The organism is Streptomyces sp. NPDC050439, from assembly GCF_040655335.1.
GTDB lineage: Bacteria > Actinomycetota > Actinomycetes > Streptomycetales > Streptomycetaceae > Streptomyces.
Window position 1 is genome coordinate 32,930 of sequence record NZ_JBFAJT010000014.1, and the last position, 17,879, is coordinate 50,808.

Sequence of the window (17,879 nt, forward strand, 5' to 3'; positions counted from 1 at the left end):
CGCCGTTCTTCGGCACCGGCCCGCGACCCGGGGCCCCGCACAGTGTCTGTGCGGGGCCCCGGTTCGCGTACGGAGGGAAAGGTCAGCCGCCGAGCAGGCCGCCCACGAGGCGGTCGTTGCGGCCGCCGCCCGTGCTGCCGCCGCTCGTGCCGCTCTCGGGCGCTCCGCCGCCGCTGCCGCCGCTGGACGTGGGTCCGGCGGTCGCGGACGACGGAGGCTGCTGGGGCGAGGACTGCTGGGGCGGTGCCTGGCCGGTGGTGCCCTGCGTCTGGCTGGGCTGCTCCTGGCCGGCGGCGGCGCCCGTGCCCGCGGTCTCGCGCGCCGCACCCGGCGGGGTCGCCGTGGCGCCCTGCGTGGGGCTCGCGGAACTTCCCTGCGTCGGCGCACCGGAGCCGGTGGCCGTGGGGCTCTGTGACTGCCCCTGACCGCGCTGCCGCTGCTTTCCGGGCTCCTCCGGGAGCGGTGAGCCCGGCAGTTCGTTGCGCGGGGCCTCGCCGGGTCCCGGCACGGTCACGCGGTCGGCGTCGCGCACCGCGCCGCCGAGCATCGAACCGATCAGCAGGGTGAGGCCGACGACGAGCGCACCGACGAGGGCGCCGCGCCGCAGCACCCGGCGCCGCAGGTCCCAGATGTGCACGCGCGGCCCGAGCGTGCGCCAGGCCTCGCCGGCGAGGCGTCCGTCGACGGAGTAGACGGGGGCGCCCGCGATGATCAGCGGCGACCAGGCGGCCAGGTAGATGATGTCCGGCGCGTCGTAGGCGGGGACGGTCTTCCAGCTGACGGTGACGATGAGCGCGGCAGACAGGAGTACGCCGACGCCGGCCGCGACCCGCTGCCAGAGCCCGAGCACCGTGAGCACGCCGACGATGATCTGCAGGAAGGCGATGCAGAGGCCCGCGCCCACGGGGTGCGAGAGGGCGAAGTCACGCAGCGGCTCGGCGAGCGCCCAGGGGTGCAGCGAGTTGAGCCACTTGACCATGGAGCCGCGGTCGCCGCCGTCGAAGTACACGGGGTCGCAGAGCTTGCCCATGCCGGCGTAGATGGAGATGAATCCGAGGAAGACGCGCAGCGGGAGCAGCACGACGCCCAGGTTCATGCGGCGGCCGGGGTAGTAGGCGTGCCGGACAGGGTCGGCCCCGTGCCGCCGGGCGGTCTGACGCCCGTCCTCGTCCTCGTCGTCGAAGCGGTCGTCGAACTCGTCGTCCTCGTAGGGGAGTCGTTCGTCGAGGTCGCTCTCCGGCATGGGCATGCGCGGGATGAGCCGGGTTCCGGGGTCGGGGTTCCGAGGACCGATGACGGCGGGCGTGGCCTGCGTGGTCTCGAGATCGTCTTCGTCGACGCGGGGGATGACCTGCGTGGCGCCTCCGTCGTCGTAGGAGGAGCCGCCTGCTTCGGCCGAATGGCGCAGGCCGGTGCCGCGCACCGCCTGCAGCAGTCCGGTGGCTCCGGGGTCGCCCGGCTCGGACTTCCCGCTCCAGACAACGGGCGAGCGGCGCCGTGCGGCGGAGCCTGCCGCGGGGATACGCAGGGTGTCGTCGGCATTGCTCAAGTGCCGTGCGATACGCGGGGATTGGGTCCGCTGCGCGGTGGGGAGCTGCACGCGGAAGCTCGCGTGGTTCACGATGACCTGGGCCGGGTCGCTCGGCACCTTCACCATGCTCAGCGCGGGAGCTTCGTCGAACCCTGACGAGCTTCCCCCCGTGGGATTGCGGGGCGTTCTGGTGTCCACACTCATCTAACCGAGTGATGTGTGTTTAGGACACTGCCTTGACCGTGCGGAAATGTCCGGACCGCGTCAAGATCTACACCGGACGCCGGCCGGCCCGCTGAATCCGGGCCGGCCGACGTCCTGGGTGAGGTCTAGCTGCGGCGCCGGGACGCCTCGTAGAGCACGACTCCGGCCGCGACACCGGCGTTCAGGGACTCCGTGCCGCCGGGCATCGGGATCCGCACGCGGTAGTCGCAGGTCTCGCCGACGAGGCGGGAGAGGCCCTTGCCCTCGCTGCCGATGACGATGACGACGGGACCGGAGAGTGCCTCCAGGTCGCCGACCTCGTGCTCGCCGTCCGCCGCGAGCCCGACGATCGCGAGCCCGGCCTTCTTGTAGGCCTCCAGGACGCGGGTCAGGTTGGTGGCGCGCGCCACGGGCGTGCGCGCCGCGGCACCGGCGGCCGTCTTCCAGGCGCCCGCGGTCATGCCGGCGGCGCGCCGCTCGGGGACGACGACGCCGTGGCCGCCGAAGGCGGAGGCGGAGCGCACCACGGCGCCCAGGTTCCGCGGGTCGGTCACGCCGTCGAGCGCGACGATCAGCGGGTCCTCGCCCTGGTCGTACGCGGCGGCCGCGAGCTCCTCGGGGTGCGCGTACTCGTAGGGCGGCACCTGGAGCACGAGGCCCTGGTGGTTGAGCCCGTTGGTCATGCGGTCCAGCTCGGGGCGGGGGGCTTCCATGAGGTGGATGCCGCCGCGCTCACCGGCGATCTGCAGGGCCTCGCGGACGCGCTCGTCGTTGTCGATGAACTGCTGGACGTAGAGCATCGAGGCGGGCACGCCCTCGCGCAGCGCCTCGACGACCGAGTTGCGGCCGACGACCATCTCGGAGGTGCCCTTGCCGCGGCCCTTCACGGGAGCGGGACGGCGACCGCCGGGACCGCCGGAGGCCTTCTTGGCCGCGGCGTTGGCGATGCGGTTCTTCTTGTGTCCCTTGCGCGCCTCGGCGGGCGGCGTCGGGCCCTTGCCCTCAAGGCCGCGGCGCCGATTGCCGCCGCTGCCGACCTGCGCGCCCTTCTTGCCGGACATGCGGCGGTTGTTAGCGGCCATGACCTACCTGTCTCTGTGATGCGTGCGGCTGTCCGCGTTCTGCGTGACGGCCCACTGCGTGACTGCGTACGTATATGAAGTGTGCCGCCCGGGTCGCCGGGCGGCACATCGCGAGGTCAGACGCTCAGCGCGGGCCGAGAGTCCACCGCGGTCCGGCCGGGCTGTCCTCGATGACGAGGCCGGACTGGTTGAGCTGGTCGCGGATGGCGTCGGCGGTGGCCCAGTCCTTGCGGCCGCGCGCCGCCTCCCGCTGCTGGAGCACGAGTCGGACGAGGGTGTCGACGGCGCCGTGGAGGTCGTCGCCGCGGTCGCCGTCGCCGGCCCACTGCGGGTCGAGCGGGTCGAGGCCGAGCACGCCCAGCATGGCGCGCACCTCGGCGAGCCGTTCCACCGCGGCTTCCTTGTCGTCGGCGGCCAGGGCGGAGTTGCCCTGCCGGACCGTCGTGTGCACGATCGCGAGGGCCTGCGGGACGCCGAGGTCGTCGTCCATCGCGTCGGCGAAGGCGGGCGGCACGTCGGAGGCGGGCTCCACGACGCCCCCTGCCTTCTCCACCACGCGCTGCACGAAGCCCTCGATCCGCGCGAACGCGGACTCGGCCTCGCGCAGGGCCTCCTCGCTGTACTCGATCATGGAGCGGTAATGCGGGGTGCCCAGGTAGTAGCGCAGGACGATCGGGCGCCACTTCTTGACCATCTCGGACACGAGGACCGAGTTGCCGAGCGACTTCGACATCTTCTCGCCGCTCATGGTGACCCAGCCGTTGTGCACCCAGTACCGCGCGAACGCGTCGCCGAAGGCCTTGGCCTGCGCGATCTCGTTCTCGTGGTGCGGGAAGATCAGGTCGATCCCGCCGCCGTGGATGTCGAACTCACGGCCGAGGTACTTGTGGGCCATCGCCGAGCACTCCAGGTGCCAGCCGGGACGGCCGCGGCCCCAGGGAGTCTCCCAGCTGGGCTCCCCCTCCTTGGCCCGCTTCCACATGGCGAAGTCCCGCGGGTCGCGCTTGCCGGTCTCGCCCTCGCCCGACGGCTGGAGCAGGTTGTCCAGCTCCTGGTTGGAGAGCTCCAGGTAGCCCGGGAAGGACTTCACGTCGAAGTAGACGTTGCCGTCCGACTCGTACGCGTGGCCTCGCTCGATGAGGCCGCGCATCATCTCGACCATCTCGGTGATGTGGCCGGTGGCACGCGGCTCGTACGTGGGCGGGAGGCAGCCGAGGACGTCGTAGCCGTTGTTGAAGGCGCGCTCGTTCTCGTACCCGATCGACCACCACGGGCGGCCCTGCTCGGCCGACTTCCGGATGATCTTGTCGTCGATGTCCGTGACGTTCCGGATGAAGGTGACGTCGTACCCGCGGTGGGCGAACCAGCGGCGCATGATGTCGAAGTTGAGCCCCGACCGGATGTGGCCGATGTGCGGGGCCGCCTGCACCGTCGCGCCGCACAGGTAGATCGAGACACAACCGTCGTTGAGCGGGCTGAAGTCTCGGATCTGCCGGGCGCTGGTGTCGTACAGGCGAATCGTCACCACTCCAGGGTAGTGGTCCAAGGACAGTGCCCTGCGACCTCCCGGGTCAACAGGGCACGGAACTGTGACATGCGCGGGTGCGCGAGGGGGCGTCAGATCCTGCCGACGACCTTGCGCGGGGTGACGCGGACGACGACGCGGGTGTCGTCCTTCGCCGAGGCCTGATTGAACTCGGCGTACTTCAGGCCGGTGTACTTCAGCGCCAGCTCGTCGATGAGCTCCTGCCCGCCCTCGGTGGTCATCGTCGCCTCGCCGCGGATCTCGGCGTAGGTGTACGGGGCGTCGAAGGGCTGGAGGAGCACCGTCACGCGTGGGTCGCGGCGCAGGTTCTTCTCCTTGCGGCGGTTGACCGTGGTGGAGAAGAGCAGGTCGTCGCCGTCGCGCTTCACCCAGACCGGTGAGACCTGGGGGCTGCCGTCGGGCTGGATCGTGGCGACGGAGACGAAGACGGGGGTGTCGAGCAGTGCCTTGAGCTTGTCGGACAGTTCGGCGGACATAGGGACGCCTCTCTCGTACGTCGGTGACTGTCGCTGTTCCGCTGTCGGTGTGTGCCTTACCCGATGCCTTACCGATACTCCCCCGTCGCCCGTCCGCCGGTCAGGCCGTCCGCACGACCAGTGCCGTCGCGATGGCGGCGAGGCCCTCGGCGCGGCCGGTGAGGCCGAGCCCGTCGGTGGTGGTGCCGGACACTGCGACCGGGGCGCCGACGGCGGCGGACAGCGTCTTCTGCGCCTCGTCACGCCGCTTGCCGACCTTGGGGCGTACGCCGATGACCTGCACGGCGACGTTGCCGATCTCGAAGCCTTCGGCGCGCACGATCCTGGCAGCCTCGGCGAGCAGCGTCACTCCGGAGGCGCCGGACCATTCGGGCCTGCCGGTGCCGAAGTGCGCGCCGAGGTCGCCGATGCCGGCGGCGGAGAACAGGGCGTCGCAGGCGGCGTGCGCGGCGACGTCACCGTCCGAGTGCCCGGCGAGGCCCGCGCTCTCGTCCTCCCAGAGGAGCCCGGCGCACCACAGCTCGCGCCCTTCCTCGAAGGCGTGCACGTCGGTGCCGATGCCGACCTGCGGGAGCGTCATGCGCGGCTGCTGCTCAGAAGCCATCGTTGGCCCTCCTGCGGGCGAGTACGGCCTCGGCGAGGACGAGGTCCAGGGGCCGTGTGACCTTGAAGGCCTCTTCGTGGCCGGGCACGACGACGACCTGGAGGCCCAGCTGCTCGACCATGCTGGCGTCGTCGGTGACGTTGTCGGTGACCGTGGCGTGGGCGCGGACGAGGGTGTCGTGGTCGAAGCCCTGCGGGGTCTGCACGGCGCGCAGCCGGGCCCGCTCGGGCGTGGCGACGACGGGCTCGGGCGCTCCGGGCTCGCCCGGTTCGACCTGCTTGACGGTGTCGGTCAGGGGCAGCGCGGGGACGACGGCGGGGGCGCCGTCGCGTACGGCCTCGATGACGCCGTCGACGGTGTCGACGGGCACCAGCGGGCGGGCCGCGTCGTGCACGAGGACGACGCCGATGCCTTCCGGCAGGGCGTCGAGGCCGAGCTTCACCGACTCCTGGCGGGTCTCGCCACCGGGGACCACGACGAAGTCGGTGCGCTCGGGCAGCGCATGGTCGGCCAGGAGGGTCTTGACCTCGGCGGCGCCCTCCGGCGGGGCCACGACGACGACGAGGGAGACGGCGCGGGAGGCGGCCATGGCCCGTACGGCGTGGATGAGCATGGGCGTGCCGTTCAGCGCGCGGAGCGCCTTGGGGGCGCCCGGGCCGAGCCGTACGCCGCGTCCGGCGGCGGGGATCACGACCGCGGTGCGGGATTCCTCAGACATCGCTTCCGTTCAGGTTTGTGTGCTCGGCAGGGCTGGGTATGGCCTTGGCAGAGTGCCGGGCGCAAGCCTTGACCGGACCCTTCCGTGACATCTGGTCGAGCCGGCGGCCCGGCACGCACACACCAAGCAGCACCGAGTACGACGCAGGTCGGGAACGTCAGGAATTCAAGGATTACGCCTGAGCAGGCTGGGCAGGTCCAAGCAGGGCAGGTCTGGGTACGAACATGCCGCAGCGCCCGGCGACACCATTGAGGGTCAGCGGGCACCGCGGCATTTCATGGCGCCAAGACGTATGCGTATGTCAGGACGCGATCAGGACGCGAGGACCTCGTCAAGCAGGGCCTCGGCCTTGTCCTCGTTCGTGTTCTCCGCGAGGGCGAGCTCGCTCACCAGGATCTGGCGAGCCTTGGCGAGCATGCGCTTCTCACCCGCGGACAGTCCGCGCTCACGCTCACGACGCCACAGGTCACGCACGACTTCCGCGACCTTGATGACATCGCCCGATGCGAGCTTCTCGAGATTTGCCTTGTAGCGACGGGACCAGTTCGTCGGCTCTTCGGCGTACGGCGCGCGCAGTACTTCGAAGACCCGGTCGAGCCCGTCTTGACCGACCACATCACGCACGCCGACGAACTCCGCATTGTCCGCAGGCACACGTACCGTCAGATCGCCCTGAGCGACCTTCAGCACCAAGTAGGTCTTGTCCACGCCTTTGATCTGGCGAGTCTCAATGGCCTCGATCAGCGCGGCCCCGTGATGGGGATAGACCACGGTGTCGCCAACCTTGAACGTCATGTGACAGGTACCCCTTCCATGGCTATCCATCCTAACACGAGAATCGCCTCTTCTGAATGGCGTTTTCGCAGGTCAGGGCATATCTCGGGGCTTGACAACAGCAACAGGAACGTGCTGCGAAGGGCTTGTGGAGCGAGGTATTCGCAGGTGGGAGCGGCTCTCCGGGGAAGCGGAAACACGCCCGTCACACCCCCTCCGAGAGCGCTCCACGAGGCTGAACGTCCCGGTTTGCCGGGTTCCGAACGGTGAACTTCCGCTACTCCGTTCGGCCACCGGAGAGAGGTGCGAGCCGGTGTTCGACGTAAATCCGGAATTGATCAAGCGCCCCCGGTGATCAATTCCCTGCACTTCCCCGGACTTCCCTGCACTTCCCCGGACTTCCCCGGGACCGCCATGCATTCCTTACCGGAAATCCGCAGGTCCAGCCGCGATGTCTCTTGACGGCGCTTAAGTGAATGGTGGACGAGATGCCAATGGCGCGGACGTGACGGCAGGGGCGTGTGCGTCGCCGCACGAGCCGCGGGAGAGCAGCTCACCACCCGTAGGGGCGGGTCGGGTGCGGTGGCACGGGAACGGCTCGGTAACCTAAGCCCGCTGACACACACTTAGGGCGGCCTCAGAACCGCCCGCCCCTCCCGTACCGCCCTCGTTCAAGGAGTTGCCGCCGCCGTGAGCCGCAGCCTTCGACGTGGCGCAATCGCCGCCACCGCCATCGCGTTCTCGCTCGCGTCGCTCGCCGCGTGCGGCGCCGGTAACAACGCCCAGACGCACGAGATCAAGCCGGACAACGCCGCCACCTCCGTCGGCGACATCAAGATCCAGAACGCCATGGTGATCACCCAGCCCGACCTGAAGTCGACGGGTCCCGCGGTGATCGCGGCCACGATCTTCAACAACGGCAGCACCGACCAGAAGCTGACCGAGATCGCGGTCGACGGCACCGGCAAGAAGGCCAAGCTCACGCCGGCCAAGGACGACAAGATCTCCGAGCGCGGCGGTCCGCTGACCATCCCCGCGGGCGGCTCGGTCATCATCGGCGGCAAGGACAACGCCACCGCGGTCCTGCCCAGCAGCCGCGAGGCCGTCAAGGACGGCGACGCCCAGCCGGTCACCTTCGCCTTCAGCAAGACCGGCGACGTGAAGATGAAGACCTTCGTGGTGCCGGCCGAGAGCTACTTCAAGAAGTGGGGCCCGACCGAGGTTCCCGAGGCCCCGGGCTCGAAGCCGTCCGGGAAGCCCTCCGGAGTGGCGAGCGGTGAGCCCACCGACGGCGCCTCCGACCCGGCGACCGAGGGCGGCACCGCCAACCCCTCGAACAAGCCGTCGGGCAGCGCTTCCGGTGCGGCCACGGACCCGTCCGGCGACGCGTCGCACGAGGCGGGCACGCAGCACTGACGCCGTAGGCACAGGAAAGGGCGGGAACCCAACACCGGGTTCCCGCCCTTCCTGCTGCCTGCCGCTGTCTGCTGCTGTCTGCTGCCGGGCTGTTTACGGCTCGAACTTGTAGCCCAGACCGCGCACCGTCACCAGGTAGCGCGGTGCTCCCGGGTCCGGTTCGATCTTGGCGCGGAGGCGTTTGACGTGGACGTCGAGGGTCTTGGTGTCTCCCACGTAGTCCGCGCCCCAGACGCGGTCGATGAGCTGCATGCGGGTCAGGACGCGGCCCGCGTTGCGCAGGAGCATCTCCAGGAGGTCGAACTCCTTGAGGGGCAGGTCGACCTTGGAGCCGGAGACCGTGACGACGTGGCGGTCCACGTCCATGCGGACCGGGCCCGCCTCCAGGGCCTGCGGGGCGACCTCCTCGGGCTCGCCGCGGCGGCGCAGGACCGCGCGGATGCGGGCCACGAGTTCGCGGGACGAGAAGGGCTTGGTGACGTAGTCGTCGGCTCCTATTTCCAGGCCGACCACCTTGTCGATCTCGCTGTCCTTGGCGGTGACCATGATCACCGGGACGTTGGAGCGGCCGCGCAGCTGTCGGCAGACCTCCGTGCCGGGCAGGCCCGGCAGCATCAGGTCGAGCAGGACGAGGTCGGCGCCGTTGCGCTCGAACTCGTCGAGTCCGTCGGGGCCGGTGGCCGCGATGGCGACCTCGAAGCCCTCTTTGCGGAGCATGTAGGACAGGGCGTCGCTGAAGGATTCCTCGTCCTCGACGACGAGCACTCGGGTCACGGAAGGACCTCCGGGGCAGGAATGGGTTCGTACGCAGTGGTCTCGTCGGGCCGTGCGGTGCCGGCTTCGCTGCCGACGCCGCCGTGACCGGGTCCGCGGTCGCGGGTCGCGGCTGCTTCGGGCAGCCGCAGGGTGAAGGTGGAGCCCTGTCCCTCGGAGCTCCACACGGTGACCTCCCCGCCGTGCGAGGCGGCCACGTGTTTGACGATGGCGAGGCCGAGGCCGGTGCCGCCGGTGGCCCGGGAACGGGCCGGGTCCACTCGGTAGAAGCGCTCGAAGATGCGCTCCTTGTCCTTGTCGGAGATGCCGATCCCCTGGTCAGTGACGGCCACCTCGATGAAGTCTCCGCCCGGGGCGTTGACCCGGCGGGCGGCGATGCCCACGCGGGTGCGCGCCGGCGAGTAGTTCACGGCGTTCTCGACGAGGTTGCCGAGAGCCGCCGCCAGCTGGCCGCGGTTGCCCCATATCTGCAGGTCGGCGGTGCCGCCCGCGGCCATGGTGATCTGTTTGTGGGAAGCCTGGTGACGGCTGCGGTCGATCGCCTCCGCCACCAGCTCGTCGACACGGACGGGCTCGGCGTCCTCCAGGGGGTCGTCGTTCTGGACCCTGGAGAGGTCGATGAGCTCCTGGACCAGGTTGGTCAGGCGGGTCGCCTCGATCTGCATGCGGCCCGCGAAGCGCTCGACGGCCTCGGGGTCGTCGGAGGCGTCCATGACCGCTTCGGAGAGCAGGGAGAGGGCTCCCACCGGGGTCTTCAGCTCGTGGCTCACGTTCGCGACGAAGTCGCGTCGTACGGCCTCGATGCGGCGGGCCTCCGTGAGGTCCTCCACGAGGAGCAGGACCAGGCGGGAGCCGAGGGGGGCGACGCGTGCGGAGACGGCGAGGGCCTCGCCGCGGCCGGTGCCGCGGCGCGGCAGGTCCAGCTCGACCTGGCGTATCTCGCCGTCGCGGCGGGTGTCGCGTGCCATCTGGAGCATGGGGTCGACGGCGAGCTTGCCGCCGCGGACCAGGCCGAGTGCGTACGCGGCCGAGCTCGCCTTGACGACGCTGTCCGCCTCGTCGAGGACGACGGCGGACGAGCGGAGCACCGAGAGCACCGTGTCGACGCCGGGCGGCAGTACGGGGTCTGTGTGCAGGGAGGTCCGGGTGGGGCGTTTCAGGTCGCGCTCGCTCCAGCGGAACGCCAGCATGGCGATGACACCGGTGCACACCCCGGCGATCGCTGCCGCTGCGGCGACCGCCGCGTTCACGTCCATGCCCCCAGGTTATGCGCCGGATGAGCACCTGCCCCAGCCATCCGGGTGCCCGCTCGAACACTCGTCGCCCAGAGTTCACCGAGGGGACGGTGTTGGTTCACTTCGGCCGAACGGGTTACTCCGGGCCGTGCCGGAGCGGCTCCGGGGCGCGCACCATGCGTCGCCCACAGTTCACCTCGGTGACAGGGACGGTTCATTCGGGATGTCGGAAACGGACGCGTCGGGGCAGCACCGTGGGAGCGTGGGGGTCACCCCCCGGGACGTACTAGAGAGGGACATCCACATGCGGGACGCGTACCACGAGGAACTTGACTCGATCGGCGAAGGCCTGGTCGAGATGGCCCGCCTTGTCGGGTCCGCGATCGGGCGCGCCACGACGGCCATGCTCGACGCCGACCTGAAGATGGCGGAGAGCGTGATCGCCGCCGACCAGAAGGTGGACGATCTGCAGCACGAGCTGGAGGCGCGCGCGATAGCCCTCCTCGCCCGGCAGCAGCCGGTCGCCACCGACCTGCGCATCGTCGTGACCTCGCTGCGGATGAGCGCCGACCTGGAGCGCTCGGGCGACCTCGCCCAGCACGTCGGCAAGCTGACCCGCCTGCGCTTCCCGGCGTCGGCCGTTCCGCAGGACCTGCACGCGACGATCCTGGAGATGGGGCAGCTCGCGCAGCGCCTCATGGCCAAGGCGGCCGAGGTCATCATCACGAAGGACGTCGACCTCGCGCTCCAGCTGGAGCAGGACGACGACGAGATGGACCTGCTGCACCGCACGCTCTTCCAGCACCTGATGGACGACCGCTGGAAGCACGGCATCGAGACGGCCGTGGACGTGACGCTGCTCGGCCGTTACTACGAGCGCTTCGCGGACCACGCGGTCTCGGTGGCGAAGCGGGTCGTCTACCTGGTCACGGGTGAGCACGCGGACGAGATCCAGCCGACGGGGACGCCGGTGGAGGGCGCCTGAGCCTTCTGTTCGTACGCGAGGCGCTGTGTGTGACCTCGTACGCAAGGGTGTGCCCCGCACGGTCAGGTCGTGCGGGGCACAGTCGTGTCCGGCGCCGTTCGGCTCCGCTCCGGCGCGGTCCGGCTCCGCTCCGGGTCAGCCGCAGCAGCCGCCGCACTGGCACGGTCCGCCCGACTGACAGCCGCAGCCGCAGCCCGAGCCGCAGCCGCAGGAGCCAAGGAGCACCAGCTCGGGCAGGCCCGGCGTCTTCGCCGACTGCTCGGGGACGGTTTCGGTCATGGGGGACTCGGCCATGGGTCTCCTCCTCGAAGGCGTACTGCCTGATGCCCATTTCATGCCCACTGGGAGGGGCGCAGCAACGGCGCACATGTGCGCGGGTGTTGAGCGGGTGTCGAGGGGAGAGCAGTGCCACTGCTCTCTACGCGCGGGCGGGAAGGTCGGCGGCCTCGCCGGAGGTGGGGGCCGTGGGGGCGGGAGCCGTGGGGGCGGGAGCCGTGGGGGCGGGGATCACTTCCACCGCCTCCTCCTCGGCGGGCAGCCCCCTCATCAGCGACCAGTAGCCGACGGCGGCGAACGTCCCGATGACCGCGCAGATGCCCCAGAGCCACTCGGCGCCGAAGCGGTCGATGACGAAGCCGGACATCAGCGGGGCGACGAGCGAGGCGACAGCCCACGACAGGACGTACATGCCCTGGTAGCGGCCCCTGCCGTGGGTCGGCGAGAGGCGTACGACCAGGCCGGTCTGCGTGGGCGCGTTGACGATCTCGGCGAGGGTCCAGACGCACACGGTCAGGGCGAAGACGCCGATGGACCCGGCGAAGGCGGTGAGCCCGAAGCCGTAGCCGGCGAGCAGCGCGGAGATGATCAACAGCCGCTGCGGGTCGCGGTGTTCGATGAACCGGGTGACGGGGATCTGGAGCGCGACGATCAGGACGCCGTTGACGGCGATGGCGAGGCCGTAGTCGGCGGGCGTGAACCCGGCCTCGCCCATGGCGACGGGCAGCCCCACGGAACCCTGCTGGAAGATCAGGGCGACGAGGAAGGACAGCCCCACGACGCCCATGAAGCGCCCGTCGCGCAGGACGGTCCTGAGGCCGACGTCCGGGTCCGCCGCCTTCTCCAGGGCGGTCCGCACGGGCCGCGACTCCGGGAGCTTCGCGAAGACGACGACGGCGCAGACCATGGTCATCACGGCTTCGATGAGGAACCCGGCGAGGTAGCTGAACTCGGCGATGAAACCGGCGCCCATGGAGGAGATCGCGAACCCGAGGTTGATGGCCCAGTAGTTGAGCGAGAAGGCCCGCACCCGGTCCTCGGGGCGGACGATGTCGGCCATCATCGCCTGGACGGCGGGGCGGGACGCGTTGCTCGCCATGCCGACGAGGAAGGCGACGGCCGCGATGGCCAGGGGGTCCTTCATGAAGCCGAGGAGCGCCACGGACAGGGCGGTGGAGGCCTGGGCGATGAGAAGGGTGGGCCGCCGCCCGAGCCGGTCGGTCATCACGCCCGCGCCGACCGAGGAGACGACGCCGCCGAGTCCGTGCAGGGCGGCGACGAGACCGGCGTACATGGCGGAGTAGCCGCGGTCGAGGGTCAGGTAGAGGGCCATGAAGGTGGCGACGAAGGCGCCGAGGCGGTTGACGAGGGTGCTGGTCCACAGCCACCAGAACTCGCGGGGAAGACCGGAGACGGACTCCTTGGCGGCGCGTCTCAGGGCGGCGAGTGGCATCGGTGTTCCCCCACGGTTCAGGCAGACGGACAAGCGTCTCTCGTCGGCGTCTCTCGTCAACGTCTTCGTCAGCGCCTCATGTAAGTGTCGCCAGCGCCGGTTGAACATTACGACTGGCTGTCGCGGAGAGCCAGCGGATTAGCGAAACCCGTCAATCGACCGGCCATCGACCGGCCCGCTGTCCGGGGTCCGGGCGGACGCGCGGGGCACCCGGCGGTTCGATTACGCTCAGGGGCATGGCCGACGCACCGTACAAGCTGATCCTCCTCCGCCACGGCGAGAGCGAGTGGAACGCGAAGAACCTGTTCACCGGCTGGGTGGACGTCAACCTCAACGAGAAGGGCGAGAAGGAGGCGGTCCGCGGCGGTGAGCTGCTCAAGGACGCCGGCCTGCTCCCCGACGTGGTCCACACGTCGCTCCAGAAGCGCGCGATCCGCACGGCCCAGCTTGCGCTGGAGTCCGCCGACCGCCACTGGATCCCGGTCCACCGCAGCTGGCGCCTGAACGAGCGCCACTACGGAGCCCTTCAGGGCAAGGACAAGGCGCAGACGCTCGCCGAGTTCGGCGAGGAGCAGTTCATGCTCTGGCGCCGCTCGTACGACACCCCGCCGCCGCCGCTGGACCGTGACGCCGAGTACTCGCAGTTCGAGGACCCGCGCTACGCGACGCTCCCGCCCGAGCTGCGCCCGCAGACGGAGTGCCTCAAGGACGTCGTCGTCCGCATGCTCCCGTACTGGTTCGACGGCATCGTCCCGGACCTCCTGACCGGCAAGACGGTCCTGGTCGCGGCCCACGGCAACTCGCTGCGCGCCCTGGTCAAGCACCTGGACGGCATCTCGGACGAGGACATCGCGGGCCTGAACATCCCGACGGGCATCCCGCTGTCGTACGAACTGGACGCCGAGTTCAAGCCGCTGAAGACCGGCGGCACGTACCTCGACCCCGACGCGGCGAAGGCGGCCATCGAGGCGGTCAAGAACCAGGGCAAGAAGAAGTAAGAGCCCACCGACGTACGCGCACAGTCGTAAGCCCCCTACCTGCGGTTTCCCGTCGGGTAGGGGGCTTTTCGTTGGGCTGGGGTGGCTCGGGGCTCAGGTGCTCAGGCGCTCCAGCCGCCGCCGGTCGCTCGGCTCGCCAGGTAGGAGTCTCGTAGGGCCTTGCGCAGGCCCGGGACGATCTCGTCGTAGCGGGTGGCGAGAGTCTTGAGGGGGGCGTTGTGGGCGCGGAGCTCTGCGCGGGTCCATACGCAGGTCAGCTCCAGTTCGACCGCGAACACGGCCATGGTCAGCTCGTCCAGCGGGATCGACGCCGGGTCGGCGCCGCCGAGGACGGTGTCGCGTACCCGCTTCTGGAGGGTGCGGACCGCCTCCGGGTCCGTGACGGTGACGCGGTCGGCCGGGATGAGTCCCATCAGCTTGCCGCGGGCGACGGTGACCTCTCCCGCCGCGGCGAGCTGGTCGCGGACCGGTGTCTCCGCCGTGTGGGCCTTGTTGTGCACGTAGTTGAGCCAGCCCTTGGGTTTTTCGTCGGGCAGGTCGCCCCACACCCCGGCGGCGAAGGAGTCCTCCGGCGCCTTCCCTGGCCTGCGGATCACCTTGCGTCCCTCGGTGCCGAGCAGCCCGTCCCGGGCCAGCTCGGTGAAGGCGCCGGCCCGCAGCAGCTGGCCACGACCCTGGATGTTGTCGAGCTGGAACTTGCCCTTGTCCACGGAGTAGCAGAGCAGGTAGAGGCTTTGCGGCAGTGTCTGGGTCATGGTTTCTCCCGTAGGTGTCTTGCCCGTACGAAGGGGTGTGCTTATGCCTCGTGAGGCCTGAAGCCCAGGTGTTCGCCCAGGAAGCGGTCCGCCGCCGTGTAGAGCGCGATCACGTTCTCCGGGTTCTCGATCGCGTGGCCCTCGTCCTCCATGACGATGTACTCGACGGGGACACCGCGTGCGCGGCATGCTTCGACGAGCTGGTCGGACTCGGCGAGGACCACGCGTGCGTCGTTCGCGCCGTGCACCACCATCAGGGGCGAGCGGATCTGGTCGACGCGGCTGATCGGGGAGCGGGCCAGCATGTCGGCCTCCTGCTCCGGTACGGCCGGGTCGCCGACGTACGTGAACCAGTTGTAGGCGAGCATCGGCTTCACGAAGTCGGGCTGGCTGCGCATGAAGTTGGCGAGGTCCGAGATGCCGACGACGTCCACGGCCGCGGCGAAGACGTCCGGGGTGAAGGTGACGCCGACCAGGGACGCGTAGCCGCCGTACGAGCCGCCCATGATCGCCACGCGGTCCGGGTCGGCGTGTCCCTGGTCGACCGCCCACCGCACGCCGTCGATGAGGTCGTCGTGCATCTTGCCCGCGAACTCCCCGATGCCGGCCCTGGTGAAGGCCTTGCCGTACCCCGTGGAACCCCGGAAGTCGACTTGCAGCACGGCGCACCCGCGGTTCGCGAAGAGCTGCGCGGCGGGGTGGTACCCCCAGCTGTCCCGGGTCCAGGGGCCGCCGTGGACGAAGAGGACCAGCGGCAGCCCGGACGGCTCGACGCCGACCGGCAGCGTCAGGTGCGCGGGGAGGGTCAGCCCGTCGCGTGAGGTGATCGAGACCGGTCGCATCGGGGCCAGCGACTCGGGGTCGAGATCCGGCCTCGCCCTGTGGAGCAGGCGGCTCTCGCCCGTGGCGTGGTCGTAGAAGTAGGTGACCCCGGGATCACGGTCGTGGGTGAAGCTGACCACCCACCGTCGGCCGCTCTCGTCGGAGGAGACCCCGGCGAGATCGCCGTCGGACAGCTTCTCCAGGTTCTCCAGTACGGCGGCGAAGTGCGGGTCGAGGGCGTGGATCACCTGCCGCTCGCCGAGATAGCGGACCCCGAGGAGCTCGCCCGTGCGCCGGCAGCGGATGAGAGGGGAGGGCAGAGCGGGGAAGACCCGGGCGCGGGTGTCGAGGTCGTACCGCGGGTGGGAGTCGACCTCTTCCTCCTCGCCGGTGGCCAGGTCGAGCCGGGCCAGGCGCAGCCGGTCGCTCCCGCGGTGCGAGCCCAGCCACACGCCGGTGCCGTCCGGTGTGACCTCCATGGGGTAGATCCCCAGCGGCGCATCACTGCCGTCGAACTCCGCCACGGGGTGCAGCGCGTCCGTCGCCCCGTCCCACCGGGACAGTTCCAGGTTGCCCTCGGGCGTCGTCGCAAGGCCGAACAGCTCGCGCTCGCCGTAGAGCCATCCCTCGACCTTGCCGCCTGGGTTCCGGGCGAGGGTCGTGAGGTCGCCGGTGGCCATGTCCAGCTCGACCAGGTCGAACTGGGCCCGGTCGCGCAGGTTCAGCTGGGTGATCACCTTGCCGGGGCGTCCCGCGGGCAGGTCCACGCCCATGGTCCGTACGCCGGGAAAGGGCGTGAGGTTCACCGCGGGGGCGTCCGGGTTCTCCAGGTCGACGCGGTAGAGGTGCAGGTTCTCGTCGCCGCCCTGGTCCCGGCAGTAGAGCAGCCACCGCGGGTCACGCGTCCAGTGGTAACTCACCACGCCGCGGTCCTCGGTCGACACGCAGCGCGCGTCGCCCGGTGCGTCGGTGCTGCCTTCTGCCCGCTGATCGACGCTCTCGATCCAGACGTTCATGCGGTTCTTCCACGGCGCCAGGTACGCCATCTTCTCGCCGTCCGGCGAGAGCGTGACCTTCGCGCGAGGCGGCGGTCCGAAGAACTCCTCGACGGAGATGGGCTCCCGTATCGCCCGTGCTTCTCGTGTCTCCCGTGCCTCTCGTATCTCCCGTGCCTCTCGTGTCTCCCGCAGGTCCATGACGACGGTCCTTCCTGTCGGCGCTTGGTGTCACTTAATGACAGTGTCACTAAATGACATCCGTCGCAAGGGCGGGCGTGACCTCGGCACTCCAGGGCAGGCGGGGAGGTGCGAGCTCGTCGTGTGACCCACGCCACACACGGAAGGGGTAGCCAGTGTGTGTCACTAAGTGTCAATCTAGCGTTAAGTGACGCACAGACATTGCACCTCGTCCCCCACGACGAACTCGGGAGAACTGACCACCATGAAGACCAAGAGCTTCCTGGCGACAGAGACCGACAACACGCAGGCGGAGCAGAAGCAGCAGACGGCGCCCCCGCAGCGGCCTTCGATCCTCGATCAGGCGGGCGGCACCAAGGGAGTCGTTTACTCGGCCTTGCCCGTACTGGCATTCGTCGTCGCCCACAACTTCCGCGGGCTCAAGGCGTCGATCATCGCCGCGGTCGCCGTCGCGGTCGCGATCGGCGTGGAGCGGCTCGTCCGCAAGGAATCGGTGCAGCCCGCGATCGGCGGCGTGTTCGGCGTCGCGATCGCCGCCGGCGTCGTCTGGTTCACCGGCTCCGCCAAGGACTACTTCCTCATCGGCATCTGGGCGAGCCTGGCCGGCGCCGTCCTCTTCGTCCTCTCCGTCCTGGTGCGGTGGCCGCTGGCCGGCGTGCTCTGGAACGCGGCCACCGGCAAGGGCAGCATCTGGCGCGCGGACAAGCGCTCGCGGCTCTACTACGACGTCGCCACGCTCGTGCTCGCCACCGTCTTCGGCGCCCGGTTCGCCGTCCAGCAGTACTTCTACGCGACCGACCAGGTCGGATCGCTGGGTGCCGCCAAGATCGCCATGGGCTTCCCGCTGCTCGCCCTCGCCCTCCTGGTGGTCGCCTGGGCCGCCCGGCGTTCGAACAAGCGGCTGGCCGCGATCGGCCTGCTGCCCGCCAAGCACGACTCGGCCACCTCGCCCGCCTCGCCCGTCCCTCCCACCTCGCCCGCCTCGCCCACCCGGTGACCACGGCACCGACAGCAGCAGCGCTACGAGGAAGGAA

General features: G+C 70.2%; 17 protein-coding genes. 4 read left to right on the forward strand and 13 right to left on the reverse strand.

The features are described 5' to 3' along the window. Positions 1–82: 82 nt before the first annotated feature. From AB0I66_RS40575 to AB0I66_RS40605, 7 genes are all read right to left on the reverse strand, one after another. Complete coding sequence (locus AB0I66_RS40575; RefSeq protein ID WP_363213110.1) at positions 83–1,735, reverse strand: DoxX family protein; 1,653 nt, start codon at positions 1,733–1,735, stop codon at positions 83–85. A gap of 125 nt (positions 1,736–1,860) precedes the next feature. Continuing rightward, entirely contained in the window at positions 1,861–2,817 is a 957-nt protein-coding gene (gene rlmB, locus AB0I66_RS40580; RefSeq protein WP_363213111.1) for a 23S rRNA (guanosine(2251)-2'-O)-methyltransferase RlmB, read from the reverse strand. 124 nt (positions 2,818–2,941) lie between these two features. After that, positions 2,942–4,342, reverse strand: coding sequence for a cysteine--tRNA ligase (gene cysS / locus AB0I66_RS40585; protein ID WP_363213112.1), 1,401 nt, complete (start codon positions 4,340–4,342; stop codon positions 2,942–2,944). 92 nt (positions 4,343–4,434) lie between these two features. Beyond that, entirely contained in the window at positions 4,435–4,839 is a 405-nt protein-coding gene (locus tag AB0I66_RS40590) for a PPOX class F420-dependent oxidoreductase (RefSeq protein WP_363213113.1), read from the reverse strand. Between the two features lie 100 nt (positions 4,840–4,939). Beyond that, entirely contained in the window at positions 4,940–5,443 is a 504-nt protein-coding gene (gene ispF / locus AB0I66_RS40595; protein ID WP_363213114.1) for a 2-C-methyl-D-erythritol 2,4-cyclodiphosphate synthase, read from the reverse strand. Beyond that, positions 5,433–6,161, reverse strand: a complete 729-nt coding sequence (ispD, locus tag AB0I66_RS40600) for a 2-C-methyl-D-erythritol 4-phosphate cytidylyltransferase (RefSeq protein WP_363213115.1) — start codon at positions 6,159–6,161, stop codon at positions 5,433–5,435. The genes ispF and ispD overlap by 11 nt, the downstream gene beginning before the upstream one ends. A 312-nt stretch (positions 6,162–6,473) precedes the next feature. Beyond that, positions 6,474–6,956 (reverse strand): CarD family transcriptional regulator, encoded by a 483-nt coding sequence (locus tag AB0I66_RS40605; protein ID WP_003953493.1) that lies wholly within the window; start codon positions 6,954–6,956, stop codon positions 6,474–6,476. A 669-nt stretch (positions 6,957–7,625) separates the two neighbouring features. Between AB0I66_RS40605 and AB0I66_RS40610 the strand changes: the two genes are divergently transcribed. Next, complete coding sequence (locus AB0I66_RS40610; RefSeq protein WP_363213116.1) at positions 7,626–8,351, forward strand: DUF461 domain-containing protein; 726 nt, start codon at positions 7,626–7,628, stop codon at positions 8,349–8,351. 93 nt (positions 8,352–8,444) lie between these two features. Here the strand turns inward: AB0I66_RS40610 and AB0I66_RS40615 are convergent, their stop codons facing one another. Both AB0I66_RS40615 and AB0I66_RS40620 read right to left on the reverse strand, forming a co-directional pair. Then, positions 8,445–9,125, reverse strand: a complete 681-nt coding sequence (locus AB0I66_RS40615; protein ID WP_018527980.1) for a response regulator transcription factor — start codon at positions 9,123–9,125, stop codon at positions 8,445–8,447. Beyond that, positions 9,122–10,381: an ATP-binding protein gene (locus AB0I66_RS40620; protein WP_363213117.1), complete on the reverse strand. Its 1,260-nt coding sequence runs from the start codon at positions 10,379–10,381 to the stop codon at positions 9,122–9,124. The genes AB0I66_RS40615 and AB0I66_RS40620 overlap by 4 nt, the downstream gene beginning before the upstream one ends. A 283-nt stretch (positions 10,382–10,664) precedes the next feature. On the opposite strand from AB0I66_RS40620, the gene phoU reads away from it, so the two are divergent. Continuing rightward, the gene (phoU, locus tag AB0I66_RS40625) at positions 10,665–11,345 is read left to right on the forward strand and encodes a phosphate signaling complex protein PhoU (protein ID WP_363213217.1); all 681 of its coding nucleotides are present in this window, start codon (positions 10,665–10,667) and stop codon (positions 11,343–11,345) included. Between the two features lie 135 nt (positions 11,346–11,480). Here the strand turns inward: phoU and AB0I66_RS40630 are convergent, their stop codons facing one another. Next, positions 11,481–11,639: a hypothetical protein gene (locus tag AB0I66_RS40630; protein ID WP_363213118.1), complete on the reverse strand. Its 159-nt coding sequence runs from the start codon at positions 11,637–11,639 to the stop codon at positions 11,481–11,483. A 124-nt stretch (positions 11,640–11,763) separates the two neighbouring features. After that, on the reverse strand, positions 11,764–13,074 hold the full coding sequence (locus AB0I66_RS40635; RefSeq protein ID WP_363213119.1) for an MFS transporter: 1,311 nt from the start codon (positions 13,072–13,074) through the stop codon (positions 11,764–11,766). Positions 13,075–13,310: 236 nt separating this feature from the next. On the opposite strand from AB0I66_RS40635, the gene AB0I66_RS40640 reads away from it, so the two are divergent. After that, the gene (locus AB0I66_RS40640; protein ID WP_363213120.1) at positions 13,311–14,072 is read left to right on the forward strand and encodes a phosphoglyceromutase; all 762 of its coding nucleotides are present in this window, start codon (positions 13,311–13,313) and stop codon (positions 14,070–14,072) included. 101 nt (positions 14,073–14,173) lie between these two features. Here the strand turns inward: AB0I66_RS40640 and AB0I66_RS40645 are convergent, their stop codons facing one another. Further along, positions 14,174–14,827 (reverse strand): GPP34 family phosphoprotein, encoded by a 654-nt coding sequence (locus AB0I66_RS40645; RefSeq protein ID WP_363213121.1) that lies wholly within the window; start codon positions 14,825–14,827, stop codon positions 14,174–14,176. Positions 14,828–14,868: 41 nt separating this feature from the next. Beyond that, positions 14,869–16,845, reverse strand: a complete 1,977-nt coding sequence (locus AB0I66_RS40650) for a S9 family peptidase (protein WP_363213122.1) — start codon at positions 16,843–16,845, stop codon at positions 14,869–14,871. 244 nt (positions 16,846–17,089) lie between these two features. Here AB0I66_RS40650 and AB0I66_RS40655 point away from each other — a divergent pair, with 244 nt between their 5' ends. After that, positions 17,090–17,842, forward strand: coding sequence for a DUF3159 domain-containing protein (locus tag AB0I66_RS40655; protein ID WP_363213123.1), 753 nt, complete (start codon positions 17,090–17,092; stop codon positions 17,840–17,842). Positions 17,843–17,879: the final 37 nt, after the last annotated feature.